Origin of the sequence: Bacillus cereus group sp. MG4 (assembly GCF_040460055.1) — a bacterium.
GTDB lineage: Bacteria > Bacillota > Bacilli > Bacillales > Bacillaceae_G > Bacillus_A > Bacillus_A wiedmannii.
In genome coordinates this window covers 347,984-365,072 of record NZ_JARVGZ010000001.1, presented here as the reverse complement: position 1 = coordinate 365,072, position 17,089 = coordinate 347,984, and the positions used below count along the sequence as shown (strand labels likewise).

Below are 17,089 nucleotides of genomic sequence, written 5' to 3'. Positions count from 1 at the left end.
CTCACTTCCATACAAAAATTATTTTATTCCATACGTATATTACAATCCGAATAATTCAGAATTATAAACAAAAAAATTGGACGTAAACACTCTTATAAGGGCGTTTACATCCTTTCACTTTTATCGTCATTTATTTTTCAAATCATACCGCATATCTTTCCATATGCTGTCTATATAACTTCCACCCATCCATTTCTTTCTTAAAAACTTCTATCGCTAAAACCGATGCTACTTTCTTATCATGTAAATAAAAATCTACAATGGCAGATAACACTAGTTCGTTCTTTTTCCTTAAACTATGTGTTAAATCTTTATACTTCCAATAGGGGTTTTGCCCTTCATAACTCTTTAATGTTTCAATATTATCTTCTTTATATGTATCGCCTCGGTATACCTCATAGTCTCTATCACTGTAATACCCAAAGTAACCTATAAAATCATCTGATACTCAACTATTTATTTTCTCAATGTTACCAGCATTTAAATCTTTACGATATTCCTCAACCGCACGTATGCCTTCTTTCTCCATTGAATATATCTCCTTTTATTTTCTTATACCCTTTTTTATTCTCTTTTATAAAACAAAACACCTTCTTATTTATAGATTGAACCTCTTTTTTAAATACAATTAGCCATAAACAACTTAGTGAAACCGCATTGTTTATGGAGCATTCCATTTACTTTTCAATTAAATAATACGTAAGTCCTCCCGGATAATGTATTACAGTTACCTTCCGCTCCCCTTTTTTAAAACTAACAGTATGCCCGTTTTCCCCTAAGTTCTCCCATCCACTTGCCTTTGTAATAGGCATTACACTTATATATTGATAATCCTCTTCCTTATCATCGTTAATATGTATTGCTGACATTGGCACTGGAAAATCTTTAATTTTAGATTCTTTATTCATAAATATGAATGCAATTAAGCCAACTAATAACATAGCCATTGAAATATTTGAAACTAGTTTTCTTCTATTCATTTTCAATAAAAACCCTCTTTTCTCACATATTACTTTCATCATTTTACTAATTTTAATTATTTATTTATAGAAAAAATATAATTAAAATCAACGATAGACTATATTCTCTATCATTAATAATATTATTGTTGTATATTTTAATTATAAGATATTAATATCCGGAGGTATTACCCATTGAAAAACTTATTTTTTAATAAATGGACAATAGTTATTTCTATTTTTATTATTACCTGTACGATTTTTTACACAACTAAAGATACAAATAATAACGAAAAAACTACCGTAGAAACAATTGATACAAAAACTTTTAAAACTAAATTACAACCAAAAATTGATGAATTAACTACAAATTATAATGACATCATCGAAAAAGATTGGTTGCCTGCCTGGGAAGAGATTAACACGAACGGAGATTCAGTAGACAGAGATAAACTATTAGTTACAATGACTGCTATTTCCAAACAATATGAAAAAATTATGAACGAAATAGATACTTTGAAAATTAATGAAAATATATCAGAAGTACAAATACAAGAACAACTAGTTTATTTCACAACTGCTTTTAAGACTGCTTCTAAATTTATGAAAAACGCAGCAGATTTAATTATAGACGGAGCAAGTAACTCTACTCCATCCAATGAAACAATTGAAAATACTAAACATGCTTTAGGACTTGCGGACCAACATATTGTTCTCGCTTTATCTACGTTAAATGAAGTTGAAGTTAAATTAGGACTTGCAAAAAAATAAAACTGGTTACTATTTTAAAATAAAAAAAGATTGCAATTCATATTTTGTCTGTCTATAATGTTTTTATTGATTTACAATCAATGTTTTTATAAATTTTATAATTCGGATGAACCATTCAGGAGAAGGTCTATTGATCTACCGACGGGGCAAAAAGTTGCTGAATCAACTTTGAAACTCTCAGGTCTTGTTTACAAGTAGAACTGCATGGGGACGAATCTCTGGAGAGACTCCCTCTCGCTTTTATATAGCGCAGAGGAAAAAGAGCACCGAAGGAGCAAATCCGCTACTATAGCGGATAATCTCTCAGGTAAAAGGACAGAGACAAGCGAAAGAAAATGCCGATTTGTATCGGTTTATTTTTCTATCCCTTGTTTCTCCAGAGACCATTTCATTTACTTGAAGTGGTTTTTATTTTTTCATAAAAAGGAGAATACAGATGGAGACAGTAAGTACAGTATTAGAACAAATCAATCACTATGTGTGGGGATTACCAACGTTGTTGTTACTCGTTGGTACTGGTATCATTCTCACAGTGCGTTTAAAAGGGTTACAGTTTAGTAAACTATTATACGCTCACAAACTAGCTTTTAAAAAATCAGAAGATACATCTTCCTCTGGAGATATTAGCCACTTCCAAGCACTTATGACAGCTATGGCGGCAACGATTGGTATGGGGAATATAGCCGGTGTTGCAACTGCTGTAACAATCGGTGGACCCGGTGCGATCTTTTGGATGTGGATTACTGCTTTGTTCGGCATGGCAACAAAGTATGCCGAAGCAATTCTTGCGGTGAAATACCGTGTTAGTAATGAAAACGGTGAATATTCAGGTGGACCAATGTACTATTTAGAACGTGGTTTAGGTAAGAAATGGCTTGCTGTTTTATTCGCTATATTTGGCACAACTGCTTCTTTCGGTATCGGTAATATGGTGCAATCTAACTCAGTTGCAGAAGCAATGCGAATTAATTTCTCTTTCCCTCCTGCTTTAACTGGTATATTCATGTCGTTTTTAATCGCCATTGTTATTTTAGGCGGTGTGAAAAAAATCGGGAAAGTGACAGGATATATCGTTCCTATTAAAGCTTTCTTTTATATCATTGCTGGGCTTATTATTATTTTCTATCACTACGATCAAATTCCAGAAGCATTCTCACTTATTTTTTCTGGCGCATTCAATGGGACTGCAGCTGCTGGTGGTTTTATTGGCGCAACAATTGCATCTGCAATTCAAATCGGAATGGCGCGCGGTGTATTTGCGAACGAAGCTGGTTTAGGGAGTGCCCCTATTGCCGCAGCTGCCGCAAAAACTGATTCACCTGCAAAGCAAGCTTTAGTTTCTATGACTGGTACTTTTCTAGATACGTTTATTGTATGTACAATTACAGGGCTAGTATTAATTACTACAGGTGCATGGAAATCAGGTAAAACTGGCGTTGAAGCGACAACACTTGCGTTCCAATCTGTATTTGGCACTGCTGGTAGTATGATTCTTGGTATCGCAATTATATTATTTGCCTACTCTACTATTTTAGGATGGTCGTATTACGGCGAGAAGTGCGTGGCTTATTTATTTGGAGAAGGTGCTGTTAAATATTATAAAGCAACCTTTATCGTCATGATTGCTATTGGGGCTAATTTAAAACTAGGTATCGTATGGACATTTGCTGATATTGCAAATGGACTTATGGCGATTCCAAACTTAATTGGCCTTATTGGGTTAAGTGGTATTGTTGTTGCTGAAACGAATCGCTTTTTACAAGCAGAAAAATTGAAAGAAAGTCATAAAAAACAGGCAAGTTAATCTAAAAAAAAGGAATGACTCATACATAATGAGCATTCCTTTTTTCGTTTTCTAACTCAGTAAGTATCACTAAAAATATATTTATATCAATCTTTCCCTTTTTTATTCCACTAAAAATTTTTCACATAAATGACATAAATCGTATTGTCTAACTATATAGTTGAAAAGGAATGCGACATTAAAGTGTCGCCGAAAAACTCATCCGAGAAAAGGGAGGAAAAATCTTTTGAAAAACAAAATCATTGTTTTCCTATCTGTTTTATCATTCATTATCGGTGGTTTCTTTTTTAACACAAATACTTCAAGTGCTGAAACATCATCTACTGATTACGTCCCTAACCAATTAATCGTTAAGTTCAAACAAAATGCTTCTTTAAGTAATGTTCAATCTTTTCACAAATCTGTCGGTGCTAACGTTTTATCTAAAGATGATACGTTAGGTTTTGAAGTCGTTCAATTTTCAAAAGGTACTGTCAAAGAAAAAATAAAAAGTTATAAAAATAATCCAGATGTGGAATATGCAGAACCGAATTATTACGTTCAGGCCTTTTGGACTCCGAACGACCCATTTTTTAAAAATCAATATGGATTGCAAAAAATTCAAGCTCCACAAGCTTGGGATAGTCAACGAAGTGATTCTGGTGTAAAAGTAGCTATTATTGATACAGGAGTTCAAGGTTCACACCCTGATTTAGCTTCGAAAGTAATTTACGGACATGATTATGTTGATAACGACAATACATCCGATGATGGTAATGGTCATGGTACGCATTGCGCTGGAATTACTGGAGCACTTACGAATAATAGTGTTGGAATTGCTGGTGTTGCCCCACAAACTTCAATTTATGCTGTCCGCGTATTAGATAATCAAGGGAGTGGTACTCTTGATGCTGTAGCGCAAGGGATTAGAGAAGCTGCTGATTCAGGTGCAAAAGTAATTAGTTTAAGCTTAGGCGCCCCAAATGGTGGGACTGCTTTACAACAAGCCGTTCAATATGCATGGAATAAAGGCTCTGTTATTGTTGCAGCTGCTGGAAATGCTGGAAATACAAAAGCTAATTACCCTGCTTATTACAACGAGGTGATTGCAGTTGCTTCTACAGATCAATCAGATAGAAAATCTTCATTTTCTACTTATGGTAGCTGGGTAGATGTTGCAGCACCAGGTTCAAATATCTATTCCACATATAAAGGAAGCACGTATCAATCATTAAGTGGTACATCTATGGCAACACCTCATGTTGCAGGAGTCGCTGCTCTTTTAGCAAATCAAGGATATAGCAATACACAAATCCGCCAAATTATTGAGTCAACGTCTGATAAAATTAGTGGTACAGGTACGTATTGGAAAAACGGTAGAGTCAATGCATATAAAGCTATACAATACGCTAAGCAATTACAAGAAAATAAAGCCTCTTAAGAAATAATGTAAAACTTTAATCAGTCGATCTGCCATTAGTGCGGGATAAAACAGAAGGAGAGACTTTTACAATTAAAGGCTCTCCTTCTTACAAACTATATTACTCCCCCTCCTTCTGCACCATATGTAAATACAGTACAAAATCCATCATTGTCGACGAATGACCAAGTTGACGAATCATCGCTGTTATATTTCCTCTATGATATGTCCCATGATTTACGACATGTTGTACTAACTCTAAAATTGAAGTTTCTAATTTCCCTGCATATGGATTCTCGATAACAAATACAGCATTCACGTCTTGTATTGTAATTAAAAAGTCTTTATATTGATTTGCCATGTTTTCAAACATTTTTTCTAATTCATGTAACGATTTAGTTTCGATTTGTTTTCGTAAATTTTCTCGGTCTTGTATTGCTTCATTCATACTTTTACCATGCAATATATGTAACCACACTTGATCTGTAATATAAATATGCGCAAAAGTATCCTTAATTGATGGAAATACACTCTGTATCTGTTCATTAAAAATAGTCTCATAGCTTGGTAACTCTTTTAATCGATTGAATAACCGTGTATTAGCCCAATCATGGTAATCAAACTGTTTTAACATGTACTCTTTCAATCTAAATCGCCTCCTTATTGTACGAAACGAATGTTTTGTTTCTCCATTTCCGATTCTCTATCAGCTTTTACAATCCCTTTTTCTTCAATTTCACGTTTATTTATTGTTTTATATTTTACATACGTATGAAATTCCGTTTGAAATGGAAACGGTGTAATCCGAATTGTTTCCTCGTCCACCCATTCAGCTTGAATAGGTTTCTCCACCTTACTATTAAACATTTCTGTTCCTTCAAAACCATCTTTAAACAAATCAATTTCATCTTCCTTTTCTGCGCCAGGTTTATTCATACACACATATAAAGAAAGTTCATCGCAAAACTTTAATAACCTATAATGTTTATCGAACATCGCAAATTGTTCTTTTGTTAACGTTTTCAATATTCTTTTTTGTCGTTCCAATTCATGTTTATAAAAAGACATCATTTCTTCGTCTTCGTCATTTAATGGGAATGATAAAAAATGTTTACTACAAAGTAATGCTCCGTATGGATTCGAATCTTCAATTTCATTCAAACCAATCGTATAAAAAACAAAACGCAATGAACTTGGACAATCCATAAATGTATATGGAATATTTTTAGCATCATTCAAAATTGGTACTTTATCAAGTTCTATCCATCCTCTATCATGCTCATATACTGCGTCAATTGTCTCTTTTAAGTATGTTTCATCTTCAAAAAAATCTTCTTTTATATGCTTTGCAATCTCTCCAGCTAAAAAACCATGATCATGTTGACGAATTAATATACTTTCTTTCTCATTCTTTTCACGAAAAATCATTCATATACTCCCCCTCATCCTCATATTACAGCGTTTTCTATACATCAATTCTTAATTAATCCCTAATTATTAGCAGGGATTCAGTCTCTTACAACGAAATTAACATAACTATATAGTATTCTTTCTAACCATATACATAGCTTTCTCCATACTATCCATTATACTAAAACATTCATTCTAAAAAACTTTTTATGAGGTGAAAACATGAACAAAACAGAATTAGTTAAAAACGTGGCACAATCCGCTGATATTTCTCAAAAGGAAGCTTCTGCAGCGGTACAATCCGTATTTGACACAATTGCTACTGCATTACAATCTGGCGATAAAGTTCAATTAATCGGCTTTGGAACTTTTGAAGTGCGCGAAAGATCTGCTCGTACAGGACGTAACCCGCAAACTGGCGAAGAAATTCAAATCGCTGCTGGTAAAGTTCCAGCATTTAAAGCAGGTAAAGAGTTAAAAGAAGCTGTTAAATAAACAAGAAACCAGCCATTTTATAGGCTGGTTTCTTGTTTTATTTAAGTAATTCCTTTATATTCTCCGCATGATATACTTCACAAATATAAAATATGCATTTGCAGTTACTTACAATTTGATATTTTCTAGTTGGATACACATTCGCCGTAACAGAGCATCCATCAAACAATTCAATAATATTCCCAGATGGCTGATATCCTTCGTATAATACGTTTCTTCTTACTTCCATCCCTTCTATAAGTTTTTCAACTGGAATATTTCCACTCTCTAATTCCGTCTTAATTGTATTTGGTAAAAACGAAGTGTCCGCAAAAATTAGATTCTCAGATAACACTTTTCCTTTATAACTAACATTGGATACACGGTAAAGAAATGTTCCGTTTTTATCAAAGAAATTCTTTGCTTCTTTCGGGATGTACTGTCTATCAAGTACCTCTTGTTCGAGAACATCAAACTGAACTGTATCATTCAAAAGCTTTTCTAAAGCATGAATAGATGATGTATCTCCAGAAAATAAAATATTTTTAATTGCTTGTACATTATAAGTGAATTCATTTGTTCTATTTTCCGCTACTAACATGAGGAACACCTCTTCTATAAGATTTTTTATTTAACTTATTTATAATTTAAAAGCGCTACTGCATCTAACTGTGTGATTTCAGTTACTTCTTTACTAAATATTGCAATTGAAGCCATATAATCTACACTAGGCCTTATATCTGCCATCATTGTATTTTCTACTAATTCTTGCCTATCCTTAAAAACTAACAAATTTGGAGGATCATTTGGAGCTGATACAGTAATATGTACTGGCGGAATCATTAGTCCTTCACCTGTCGCTTTTAGTACCGCTTCTTTTCGAGTCCAATATGTTAAAAAACCTTCTATTTTCTGTTCATTAGGTAACTTCATAACTTGTGCTATTTCAATGTCTGTTAATACGCCCTCTGCCATTTTCAGAACATCTACATATGGATTCATTTGTTCAACATCAACGCCTACAGATGCAGACTTTGTAAATGCAACAACAACCCACTCACCCGAATGTGAAACAGATATTTGTGGCATTCCTTTTGGTAATTGCGGTCTGCCATGTTGTAACTTACATACTGGGCACATCCTATCAATTGGCACTTGAACTGGTAACATAGAAAGTATTTTACCAAGAACTAACCTACTAATTACACAACCTATTATAAATCGTGCACGATCTGCCGAATGATGATATGAATTTGCTTTCTCTCGTTCAACATCGTTTAGTAAATTGTAATGCCATGATTGTAAATCTGAAATTCTTGCCCACCATATTTGACAATCATTCTCAGTCAAAGTTGGAATAGAATCTACAACTTTACTTTCTATCATGTAAACTCTCCTTTATACAATGAATATCAATTTTCATTAAAAAAGCTTACGTAAATTGTTATTCATTGACAAGTACTTTCTCTTTTTTTGATACAGATAACATTTTTTCTTTCTTCTTTGACATTACTTCTTTATCAGAAATACGTAAAGAAAATAGTAATGCTATAAGTAAAAATATTGCAGATCCAATTAATGCAGCTTGATATGGTAAGAAATCTGACTGTGCATTATTCTGTATTTCATTACTTCCAAATCCAGATAATATGGTAGCTAAAACAGCAACTCCTATCGCTGAACCTATACGGTTTTGCACATTGAATATAGTAGTCGCTCTCCCCATAGAAGGTGGCGTGATATTATTAAATGCCGAAAATTGAACTGCTCCAACAGACTGACCTAAGAAAATACCGATACCAAACAATAATGCCCGAATTTGCCATGGGTTCGTATCGTGATTTACAAAACTTAATAAAACAAAGATAATCGCTGTACAAATTAATCCAATAGAAATTACCTTTCGAGCTCCTAATTTCTTATATGACCATGGCACAATCTGTGACGATATCATTAACCCAATTGCCTCTGGGAACGTCGTAAGGCCTGATTCCAATGCGGAAACTCCTATTACATTTTGATACATAAGTGGAAAAACAAATAACATTCCTAGTAAACCAGCGGATGAAAACAATGAAATAAGACTCATTTTTCTAAAGACTGGTTCTTTTAATAAGCGTAAATCTAACATCGGTTGCTTTACTCTAAGTTCTACAATGATGAACAATATAATGAATACAATCCCAGCTATTCCAGTACTTATAATCTCTGAAGAACCCCAGCCTTTTGACGGCCCTTGACTAAGTGCATAGATAATCATCGCGAATCCTGGTGCTGAAAGAACAAAACCGAGAGAATCAAAGCGACCAGCTGATTTTTCAATATGCTCTTTTAAAAATAGTAGACCGAATAGTAACGCTACGATTCCAAACGGTAAATTAATATAAAATGCCCAGCGCCAAGACATTTGATCTACAAAGAAACCGCCAATAATTGGTCCGATAGCTGGTGCCACAGCAATTGGTAACACAATAAACCGTGAAATTTTCGGCCTTTCCTCTGGTGAAAATGTTCGGAATAACATTGCCATCCCAACTGGTGTTAAAAGCCCCCCACCAGCCCCTTGCATGATACGAAAAATATTCAATGAAGTAATATCGTTTGCTATTCCACATAATACAGACGCAGCTGTAAATACGAAAAGAGCGGTTAGAAATACCCTTTTCGTACCGAAGCGATCTCCTAACCAACCAGAAATCGGCAGGAAAACAGCTAAGCTAACTAAATACCCAACATTAACCGTCCCCATTGCAGATGGAGGCACTTGTAGTTCTTTACTTATCGTTTGGAGTGCTACATTCACAATCGTTGCATCCATCGCAGCCATAAACATCGCTGTTATATATACGATACTTACAACTACTTTTGGATTTATTTTTGCCTTCATTATCGTTTTCCTACTAATATTTTTTCGCCAACTTGATTACTTTTTGGATTCAAATCTTTCCAGTTATTTTCAACATATTGTAAACAATCATTCCTACTAGCCTCTTCATGTACGACATTCCAACCAATAGGTACATCAAGAAAGACAGGCCAGAGAGAATACTGGCCCTCCTCATTTTTTAATACTTTGTATGTGTAATTATCATTTTCAAACGGATTCGTCATACTGTACTTACCCCTTTCTTATTCTGCAAATATTTCGCTAATACTTGTCCAATTTCTGTAAGTGGTCCTGGTTGACATAAATCTTTATGTCGACAGTCAATATCGTGTTGCACAATTTGCCCATCTAAATAATTTAGCCACGTATTTGGAGAAATAGGATCAAACCAGTCTGGTATAACAGTAGATCTAAAGAATAAAATATCTCCGTTATACACTTTCGGTACATATTTCCCTAACAATCCTACCGAATTTACATATGTTTCTTTCAAGTTCAAAATAGTCTCTTCTTCAAGACTTGCTAATGCACTCCCATCTTTACGAAGTATTTCTACTGCACTTTCCATCGTAAGTGGTTTACCATCCATGTTATCTGGATCGTATCCACCTAAAGCAAGTAATGCGATTAACGCTTCTTCTTCAGTAGGTGCTTCCGTATTCGGTAAGAAGTGACCAGGGTAAGAATCTAGCATAACGAGTAATTCTACTTCTTCCCCTTCACTTTGTAGTTGCGCCGCCATTGCATGAACAACATTTCCTCCGAGCGACCAACCGAGTAACCGATATGGTCCGTGAGGCTGTACTTCACGAACGTGTTTTAAATAATCCGCCGCCATCTCCTCTAAACTTCTTGGAAGTTCTTCATTTTTAGCGATACCACGTGCTTGGACACCGTAGATTGGATAATCTGTTCCTAAAGATTTCATAAGTCCTGCATAACACCAACTTAATCCACCTGCTGGGTGCACACAAAATAGTGGTAATTGGTCTCCGCTTGCTCGTAATGGAAGTAACACATCAAGTGCACTTTGTCTATTTCCCACCTCAAGTCTTTCAGCAAGACCCGCAACAGTAGGTGCTGCAAATAAAGTTCCGATATTTAGTTCAACCCCAAGTGCTTCTTTAATACGACTCATAAGCTGCACTGCAAGAAGTGAATGGCCACCTAGATCAAAGAATCCGTCATCAATTCCAACTTGCGGCACACTTAAAACTTCTGTAAACAAGTCACATAACATTTCTTCTTGCGGTGTTCTTGGTCCACGACTAGAAGATGATGCGATAAATTCTGGAGCCGGCAATGCCTTTCTATCTAATTTACCGTTTGGAGTTAAAGGCAACTCATTTACTACTAAAAAAGCGTATGGAACCATGTAATCTGGTAAACTACCTCGAGCATACTTACGCATTTCATTCGTATCAATCATTTCATTATTTGATGCGACGATATAAGAAACTAACCGTTTATCCCCTGGTTGATCTTCCCGTACAATAACGGCTACTTGCTCAACTTTAGGATGTTTCATTATTACCGCTTCTATTTCCCCTAATTCAATTCGGAATCCACGAATTTTTATTTGATGATCTGCACGTCCTATATAATCTAGCGTCCCATCTTGACGCCAACGTGCTAAGTCCCCAGTACGATACATTCTTGTACCTGGCTTACCAAATGGATCTGCAATAAAACGTTCTGCAGTTAAGCCTGCTCTTCCTAAATATCCACGAGCAAGCCCTGCACCTGCAACATACATTTCTCCAACTACTCCAGGTGGCACCGGTTGTAAATAGTTGTCTAATACATACACTTTAAGATCAGGTACACTACACCCAATTAAACTATTTGCTCGTAAAGAGACGATTGTTTCATCTAATTCAATATAACTAACATGTACTGTCGTCTCCGTAATACCGTACATATTAATAAGTTTTGGTGCGTTATGAGAATGTCGACTATACCAATCTTCTAATCGACTTAGCTCAAGTGCTTCTCCTCCAAAAACAACATATCGTAAAGATAATTTTTGGCCAATTTCTTCATTTTCACGATCTGCTTGCATCAATTGATAGAACGCTGATGGAGTTTGGTTTAAAACAGTTACCTTTTCTTTAACAAGAAGTTGTAAAAATTCTTTCGGCGAGCGACTTACAGTATGTGGTACTACGACTAAACGTCCACCATATAATAAAGGCCCCCAAATTTCCCAAACCGAGAAATCAAAAGCATATGAATGAAACATTGTCCATACATCGTTCTCGTCAAATTGGAACCAATGATCAGTTGCTCCTAAAAGTCTTACTACGTTTTGATGAGGTATCATAACGCCTTTCGGTCTACCTGTTGAGCCTGACGTATAAATAACGTAAGCAATATGTGAAGGAGATAATGGCTTCATGCGCTCCATTTCATCAATATTATCTTCACTATACTTCTCAATTTCTTCTATTGTCTTCACATCATCAGCTAAAATTTTCAGTTCCTCATCACATTCAATTTCCACATCTGAATTTGTTAACACACATGATGGTTTCGCATCGTGAAGCATAAATGAAATACGATCTGACGGATAATCCGGATCTAACGGAAGGTATCCCGCACCAGCTTTCAGAACAGCTAGTAAGCTTACAACCATATTTAAAGATCTCGGCATCGCTAAAGCAACGAGTTGATCAGGGCCTACTCCTTTTGCTATTAGCAATCGAGCTATTTTATTCGCTTTTTTATTCAACTCTTCATAAGTTAACTTTTCATCTTCAAAGACGACAGCAATAGAATTTGGATTTATATGAGCCTGCTTTTCAAATAATTGTGGCAATGTCATTTCTGGTACAATTTGAAAACCACCATTCCACTTTTCTAACACTGTATTTTTCTCTGCTAAAGTTAATATTTCTAATGTGCCAATTGATTGATCCTGATGTTTCGCTGCATCATCCAATAACAAAATGAATCGTTCAACCAATTTTTGAATCGTTTCACGTTTATATAAATCCGTACTAAATTCTAGTAACCCGTTTAAACCGTCTGGCGTACCATCAACTCCGTTACTCTCGCTAATTTCAAATGTTAGATCAAATTTCGCAGAACCAACGCTTTGAATTTCAAGGTTTGCTTCTATATCCGGAGCATCAAATGTTGCTTCTGGCGTATTTTGGAAAGCTAACATAACTTGAAACAGCGGATGACTATTTCGAGTACGTACTGGATTTAACACTTCAACGAGTCGTTCAAATGGAACATCTTGATTTTCATAAGCTGCAAGATTTGATTGCTTCACTCTATCCAATAATTCTTTAAAGCTTGGATCTCCTGATGTATTTGTACGTAACACTAATGTATTTACAAATAAACCAACTATGTCAGAGAGTGCATCATCGTTTCTTCCAGCAATCGGACTACCGATTGGTATATCAGTACCTGCACCTAATCTTGTAAATAGCGCACTAAGTCCTGCTTGCAACACCATAAACAAACTAACTCCGTTTTTCCGTGCAAGCTCTACTAACCTACTATGCATACCCGCATCTATTTGAAAATGAATTGTTTCTCCGTGATAACTCGTTTCAATTGGACGCTGGTAATCTGTAGGTAACTCCAGCTGATCTGGTAAACCTTCTAGCTCTTTCTTCCAAAACTCTAATTGTGTTGAAATAAGACTCTCTTCTGTAGTTTCATCACCAAGCAACTGTTGTTGCCAAAGTGCATAATCTGCGTATTGAACTGGAAGTGTCTCTAGCTGCACTCTGTTACCTTGACATCGTGCTTTATATGCCGCTGTAAAATCTCTCGTTAACGGTTGTAATGACCAGCCATCCCCAACAATATGGTGCAATAGTATTAGTAATACATGTTCGTTTTCATTCACTGTAAATAGTTGCAAACGAACTGCTGGTTCAACATCAAGGTTAAAACTATATCTTACGGCCTCTACAAGCACACTTTCTAATTCATCTTTACATGTTTTTGTTAGTATCATTTCTAGATTTAAATTTTCCATATCTAAAATTTTCTGATAGGAACTACCTAATACGTTAGGGAAAATCGTTCTAAGCGTTTCATGTTTCTCAACTACATCATAAAAGGCACCTTGCAATGCTTCCTCGTTCAACTTTCCAGAAATACGAACGACTAATGGAATATTATAAGTAGGACTTGGACCTTCTAAACAATTTAAGAACCATAACCTGCGCTGTGCAAATGAAAGTGGAACTTCATTTGGTCTACTTACTTTCTTAATAGCTGGTCTTGCAGTTTTTGCTTGATCCAATTGTTTCGCAAGTTCAGCAACAGTTGGCGATTCAAATAGTTTTCCTATTCCTAATTCAACACTTAACGTTTCACGAATTCTTGCCATTAGACGCGATGCAAGAAGCGAATGGCCACCCATTTCAAAGAAATTATCATCAATGCCAATGCGAGAAACACCAAGTACTTCTGCAAATAAATCACATAATATTTCTTCTTTCGGATTTCTAGCAACTCTCTCCTTGTTCATTTCATTAAAATCAGGAGCAGGTAATTTCTTTCTATCAACCTTATCATTTGGCGTTAATGGTAATTCTTCTAGCACAACAAATGCCGATGGTACCATATAATTCGCTAAACTTTCTGAAACATAAGTACGAATTTCTGAAAGGTTAATCCCTTCATCCCCTTCGGCAACGATATACGCAATGATTCGTTTATCGTTTGGGCGATCTTCTCGTACCATTACTACAGCTCGTTGAATATACTCATGTCGTTGTAAAACCATTTCAATTTCAGCTAATTCAATTCGGAAACCACGGATTTTTATTTGATGATCTGCTCGGCTCATGTATTCCAGCACACCATCGTTACGCCATTTCACAAGATCACCTGTGCGGTACATGCGCTTCCCTGGTTTTCCATAAGGATCTGCAACAAACCGTTCAGCCGTTAACTCTGGTTTTCCTAAATAGCCGTTCGCAACCCCTTCCCCTGCAATATATAATTCACCAATTACTCCAGGTGGTACTGGTTGTAAACCTGCATCTAATACATACACGTCTGTACTCCAAATTGGCTTTCCAATAGGAGGTATACCAATTTCATTTTCATCAATGTTCATGACAGTAGACCAAATAGTCGTTTCAGTTGGTCCATATAAGTTTGTAATAGAGCAACCTAATTCTTTTAATGTATTTGCTAAATGGGCTGGAAGAGCTTCACCACCAACGAGCACATTTAACCCTTTTAGCCTTTCTGGATATTCAGTTACTAATGCCTGCCATAACGTCGGTGTAGCTTGCATAACTGTCACTCTTTCTTCTTGTAACAGTGCCGTTAACGCAGAAGGCTCTTGAATTACCTCTTTTTGTGCAATTGTTAAACTTGCACCACTAATAAGAGGTAAATAAATCTCTAGAGCAGAAATGTCAAACGCAAATGTTGTAACTGCTACTAAATGATCGTTCTCATTTAGTGAAAACATATCGTCCATAGCCAATAGAAAGTTACTTAAAGCTTTCATAGGAACAATTACACCTTTTGGATTTCCGGTTGAGCCTGAAGTGTAAATTGTATACGCAGGCTTTAAAAGTGATTCTTCATTTCTAAATGGTAGATTCATATGAGAATATGCTTTTAATGCTAGTTCTGTTTCTTTTCGATCTAATTCGATTTTTTTTATATCATTTTCTATAACTAAAGTAGATGAAACAGATGAATGTGTGATGATATAAATTGGTTTTGCATCATTTACTATATAATTTATTCGCTCAGCTGGATATTCTGGATCTATCGGTAAATACGCTGCACCAGCCTTTAAAACTGCTAACATACTAACTACCATTTCTATTGACCTTGAAAATACTAAAGCTACAAACTGATTTGGCCCTATTCCTTCTCCTACTAAATAGTGCGCTAGTTCATTCGCCCGTTCATTTAACTCTTTATACGTAAGGTCTACTCCGTTACACGTAACCGCTATTTTATTTGGATTTTTTTGTACTTGTTTTTCAAATAATAAAGGTAGAGTGATGAAATCCTCAGCTTCCTTAGTTTCATTCCATTCGAATAAAACTTTATGATTTTCTTCTGGAAGAGTAATGTTTATATTTCCAATCGACAAGTCTTTTTGATAATCATTTATCACTAATTCTAATACATTCATAAATCTCTCTTTATGCAACGCTAGTTCCGAATCACTATATACCTCCGGGTTCGCATCAAAATGAATCATTAACTCATTTTCATCGAAACGTTTATAAACATTTATCGATAAATCATCGACAGGTCCTGCTGATAAATTATGTGTAATACCACGATTCCCAGCAAAATTAAGCCCGTAATCAAAAGGCATCACATTCACTAACGGCCCGAATAACCTTTGATTTTCACCTAGTAACTTTAAGTCTCTTCTTAATTCTTCATGACGGTATTTATGATGACGACGTACTTCTCGAATCTCTTTAGAAACTTGCTGTAATAATTCCGCAAGAGTTATATTTGGAGTTACTGTAATACGAAGTGGTACTAAATTCATTACCATGCTCGGTGTATAAATAGATGCAGAACCGAGACGCCCCATCATTGGTAAACCTAAAACAATATCATTTGCACCTGTTAATTTATGCATATAAATACTTGTTACAGCGACAATAAATTCCGGCCAATTTGTTAACGAAACATTGATATCTTCTAGTAAAGTTTTCGTACTCGAACTGGATAAATAAGCTGTTTTTCGTAAAAATCCATTTGATGTTCTCGGCGCTCGTTCTGCTAAACTTATGACATCCGGTTCATCTGCAAACTTTTCTAACCAAAAAGTACGATCTTCCTGAAATTGTTTAGACTCACGATACTCCATATCTTCTTGTACAATTTTTGCAAGAGAACCAAATGGCTTTTCATTCTTTCTTGTTTCTTCTATTAGTGATGTATACTCTTTCGCTACCTTTTGGCTTAGAAGTGAAAATCCATAGCCATCCATCACAATGTGATGGATGCGCTGATACCAAAAGAAACGATTATTTTCAACTTGAATAAGTGCTTCAGTAAATAAAGTATCTCTTTTCAAATCGACTGGCATAGATAAATCATTTTTCATCCATATTTTAGCAGCCTCTTCAGGATCTTCTTCTTTACGAACGTCAATTAAATGCATATGAAAATTTGACGATTTCTCAATAACTTGCCACGGGCCAATTTCATCTTCTTCGAAACGAACATGTAGTGCTTCTGCTTCTGTTACAACTTTGCGTACTGCTGATTCGAAAATTTCTTGATTAATATTTCCATTTATTTCAACATATTCCCCAGTATTATAAATCGGATTAAGCGGATCTAATTGTTGCGCAAACCACATACCAGACTGCGCAGATGATAACGAATGACGAACCTTTTGACTATTAGGCATTCTT

General features: G+C 35.4%; 13 protein-coding genes and 1 riboswitch. Of the genes, 4 read left to right on the top strand and 9 right to left on the bottom strand.

Annotated features, from left to right (window positions below; genetic code table 11):
* Nucleotides 1-142: 142 nt before the first annotated feature.
* Nucleotides 143-274 carry a hypothetical protein gene (locus tag QCI41_RS01885; RefSeq protein ID WP_353838555.1) on the bottom strand — a complete coding sequence of 44 codons (132 nt, stop codon included), beginning with the start codon at nucleotides 272-274 and terminating at the stop codon, nucleotides 143-145.
* Nucleotides 275-677: 403 nt separating this feature from the next.
* A complete protein-coding gene (locus QCI41_RS01880; protein ID WP_353838557.1) occupies nucleotides 678-1,022 on the bottom strand; it encodes a hypothetical protein in 345 nt (114 codons plus the stop codon).
* Between the two features lie 132 nt (nucleotides 1,023-1,154).
* Between QCI41_RS01880 and QCI41_RS01875 the strand changes: the two genes are divergently transcribed.
* The 3 genes from QCI41_RS01875 (at nucleotide 1,155) to QCI41_RS01865 (ending at nucleotide 4,954) form a co-directional block, all read left to right on the top strand.
* On the top strand, nucleotides 1,155-1,730 hold the full coding sequence (locus QCI41_RS01875; protein WP_353838558.1) for a hypothetical protein: 576 nt from the start codon (nucleotides 1,155-1,157) through the stop codon (nucleotides 1,728-1,730).
* A 208-nt stretch (nucleotides 1,731-1,938) separates the two neighbouring features.
* Nucleotides 1,939-2,059, top strand: a riboswitch (glycine riboswitch).
* A gap of 107 nt (nucleotides 2,060-2,166) precedes the next feature.
* Nucleotides 2,167-3,534, top strand: a complete 1,368-nt coding sequence (locus tag QCI41_RS01870; protein ID WP_353838559.1) for an alanine/glycine:cation symporter family protein — start codon at nucleotides 2,167-2,169, stop codon at nucleotides 3,532-3,534.
* A 226-nt stretch (nucleotides 3,535-3,760) separates the two neighbouring features.
* Complete coding sequence (locus QCI41_RS01865; protein ID WP_353838560.1) at nucleotides 3,761-4,954, top strand: S8 family peptidase; 1,194 nt, start codon at nucleotides 3,761-3,763, stop codon at nucleotides 4,952-4,954.
* Between the two features lie 100 nt (nucleotides 4,955-5,054).
* Here the strand turns inward: QCI41_RS01865 and QCI41_RS01860 are convergent, their stop codons facing one another.
* On the bottom strand, nucleotides 5,055-5,579 hold the full coding sequence (locus QCI41_RS01860; RefSeq protein ID WP_353838561.1) for a DinB family protein: 525 nt from the start codon (nucleotides 5,577-5,579) through the stop codon (nucleotides 5,055-5,057).
* A gap of 14 nt (nucleotides 5,580-5,593) precedes the next feature.
* The gene (locus tag QCI41_RS01855) at nucleotides 5,594-6,361 is read right to left on the bottom strand and encodes a DUF3891 family protein (RefSeq protein ID WP_353838563.1); all 768 of its coding nucleotides are present in this window, start codon (nucleotides 6,359-6,361) and stop codon (nucleotides 5,594-5,596) included.
* Between the two features lie 204 nt (nucleotides 6,362-6,565).
* On the opposite strand from QCI41_RS01855, the gene QCI41_RS01850 reads away from it, so the two are divergent.
* On the top strand, nucleotides 6,566-6,838 hold the full coding sequence (locus QCI41_RS01850; protein ID WP_001043960.1) for an HU family DNA-binding protein: 273 nt from the start codon (nucleotides 6,566-6,568) through the stop codon (nucleotides 6,836-6,838).
* A gap of 37 nt (nucleotides 6,839-6,875) precedes the next feature.
* Here the strand turns inward: QCI41_RS01850 and QCI41_RS01845 are convergent, their stop codons facing one another.
* Genes QCI41_RS01845 through QCI41_RS01825 form a run of 5 tightly spaced genes read right to left on the bottom strand, consistent with a single transcriptional unit; the run spans nucleotide 6,876 to nucleotide 17,085 of the window.
* The gene (locus QCI41_RS01845; RefSeq protein ID WP_353838564.1) at nucleotides 6,876-7,418 is read right to left on the bottom strand and encodes a cold-shock protein; all 543 of its coding nucleotides are present in this window, start codon (nucleotides 7,416-7,418) and stop codon (nucleotides 6,876-6,878) included.
* Nucleotides 7,419-7,453: 35 nt separating this feature from the next.
* Complete coding sequence (gene sfp, locus QCI41_RS01840) at nucleotides 7,454-8,203, bottom strand: 4'-phosphopantetheinyl transferase Sfp (RefSeq protein ID WP_353838565.1); 750 nt, start codon at nucleotides 8,201-8,203, stop codon at nucleotides 7,454-7,456.
* 58 nt (nucleotides 8,204-8,261) lie between these two features.
* Complete coding sequence (locus QCI41_RS01835) at nucleotides 8,262-9,704, bottom strand: MDR family MFS transporter (RefSeq protein ID WP_353838566.1); 1,443 nt, start codon at nucleotides 9,702-9,704, stop codon at nucleotides 8,262-8,264.
* On the bottom strand, nucleotides 9,704-9,928 hold the full coding sequence (locus tag QCI41_RS01830) for an MbtH family protein (protein ID WP_000184070.1): 225 nt from the start codon (nucleotides 9,926-9,928) through the stop codon (nucleotides 9,704-9,706). The genes QCI41_RS01835 and QCI41_RS01830 overlap by 1 nt, the downstream gene beginning before the upstream one ends.
* Nucleotides 9,925-17,085 (bottom strand): amino acid adenylation domain-containing protein, encoded by a 7,161-nt coding sequence (locus QCI41_RS01825; protein ID WP_353838567.1) that lies wholly within the window; start codon nucleotides 17,083-17,085, stop codon nucleotides 9,925-9,927. The genes QCI41_RS01830 and QCI41_RS01825 overlap by 4 nt, the downstream gene beginning before the upstream one ends.
* Nucleotides 17,086-17,089: the final 4 nt, after the last annotated feature.

What these genes read in the sequence shown, in the direction of transcription:
- QCI41_RS01880 (WP_353838557.1), bottom strand. Translation starts at nt 1,022, where the DNA reads ATGATGAAAGTAATATGTGAGAAAAGAGGGTTTTTATTGAAAATGAAT.
- QCI41_RS01870 (WP_353838559.1), top strand. Translation starts at nt 2,167, where the DNA reads ATGGAGACAGTAAGTACAGTATTAGAACAAATCAATCACTATGTGTGG.
- QCI41_RS01855 (WP_353838563.1), bottom strand. Translation starts at nt 6,361, where the DNA reads ATGATTTTTCGTGAAAAGAATGAGAAAGAAAGTATATTAATTCGTCAA.
- QCI41_RS01850 (WP_001043960.1), top strand. Translation starts at nt 6,566, where the DNA reads ATGAACAAAACAGAATTAGTTAAAAACGTGGCACAATCCGCTGATATT.
- QCI41_RS01845 (WP_353838564.1), bottom strand. Translation starts at nt 7,418, where the DNA reads ATGTTAGTAGCGGAAAATAGAACAAATGAATTCACTTATAATGTACAA.
- sfp (WP_353838565.1), bottom strand. Translation starts at nt 8,203, where the DNA reads ATGATAGAAAGTAAAGTTGTAGATTCTATTCCAACTTTGACTGAGAAT.
- QCI41_RS01835 (WP_353838566.1), bottom strand. Translation starts at nt 9,704, where the DNA reads ATGAAGGCAAAAATAAATCCAAAAGTAGTTGTAAGTATCGTATATATA.
- QCI41_RS01830 (WP_000184070.1), bottom strand. Translation starts at nt 9,928, where the DNA reads ATGACGAATCCGTTTGAAAATGATAATTACACATACAAAGTATTAAAA.
- QCI41_RS01825 (WP_353838567.1), bottom strand. Translation starts at nt 17,085, where the DNA reads ATGCCTAATAGTCAAAAGGTTCGTCATTCGTTATCATCTGCGCAGTCT.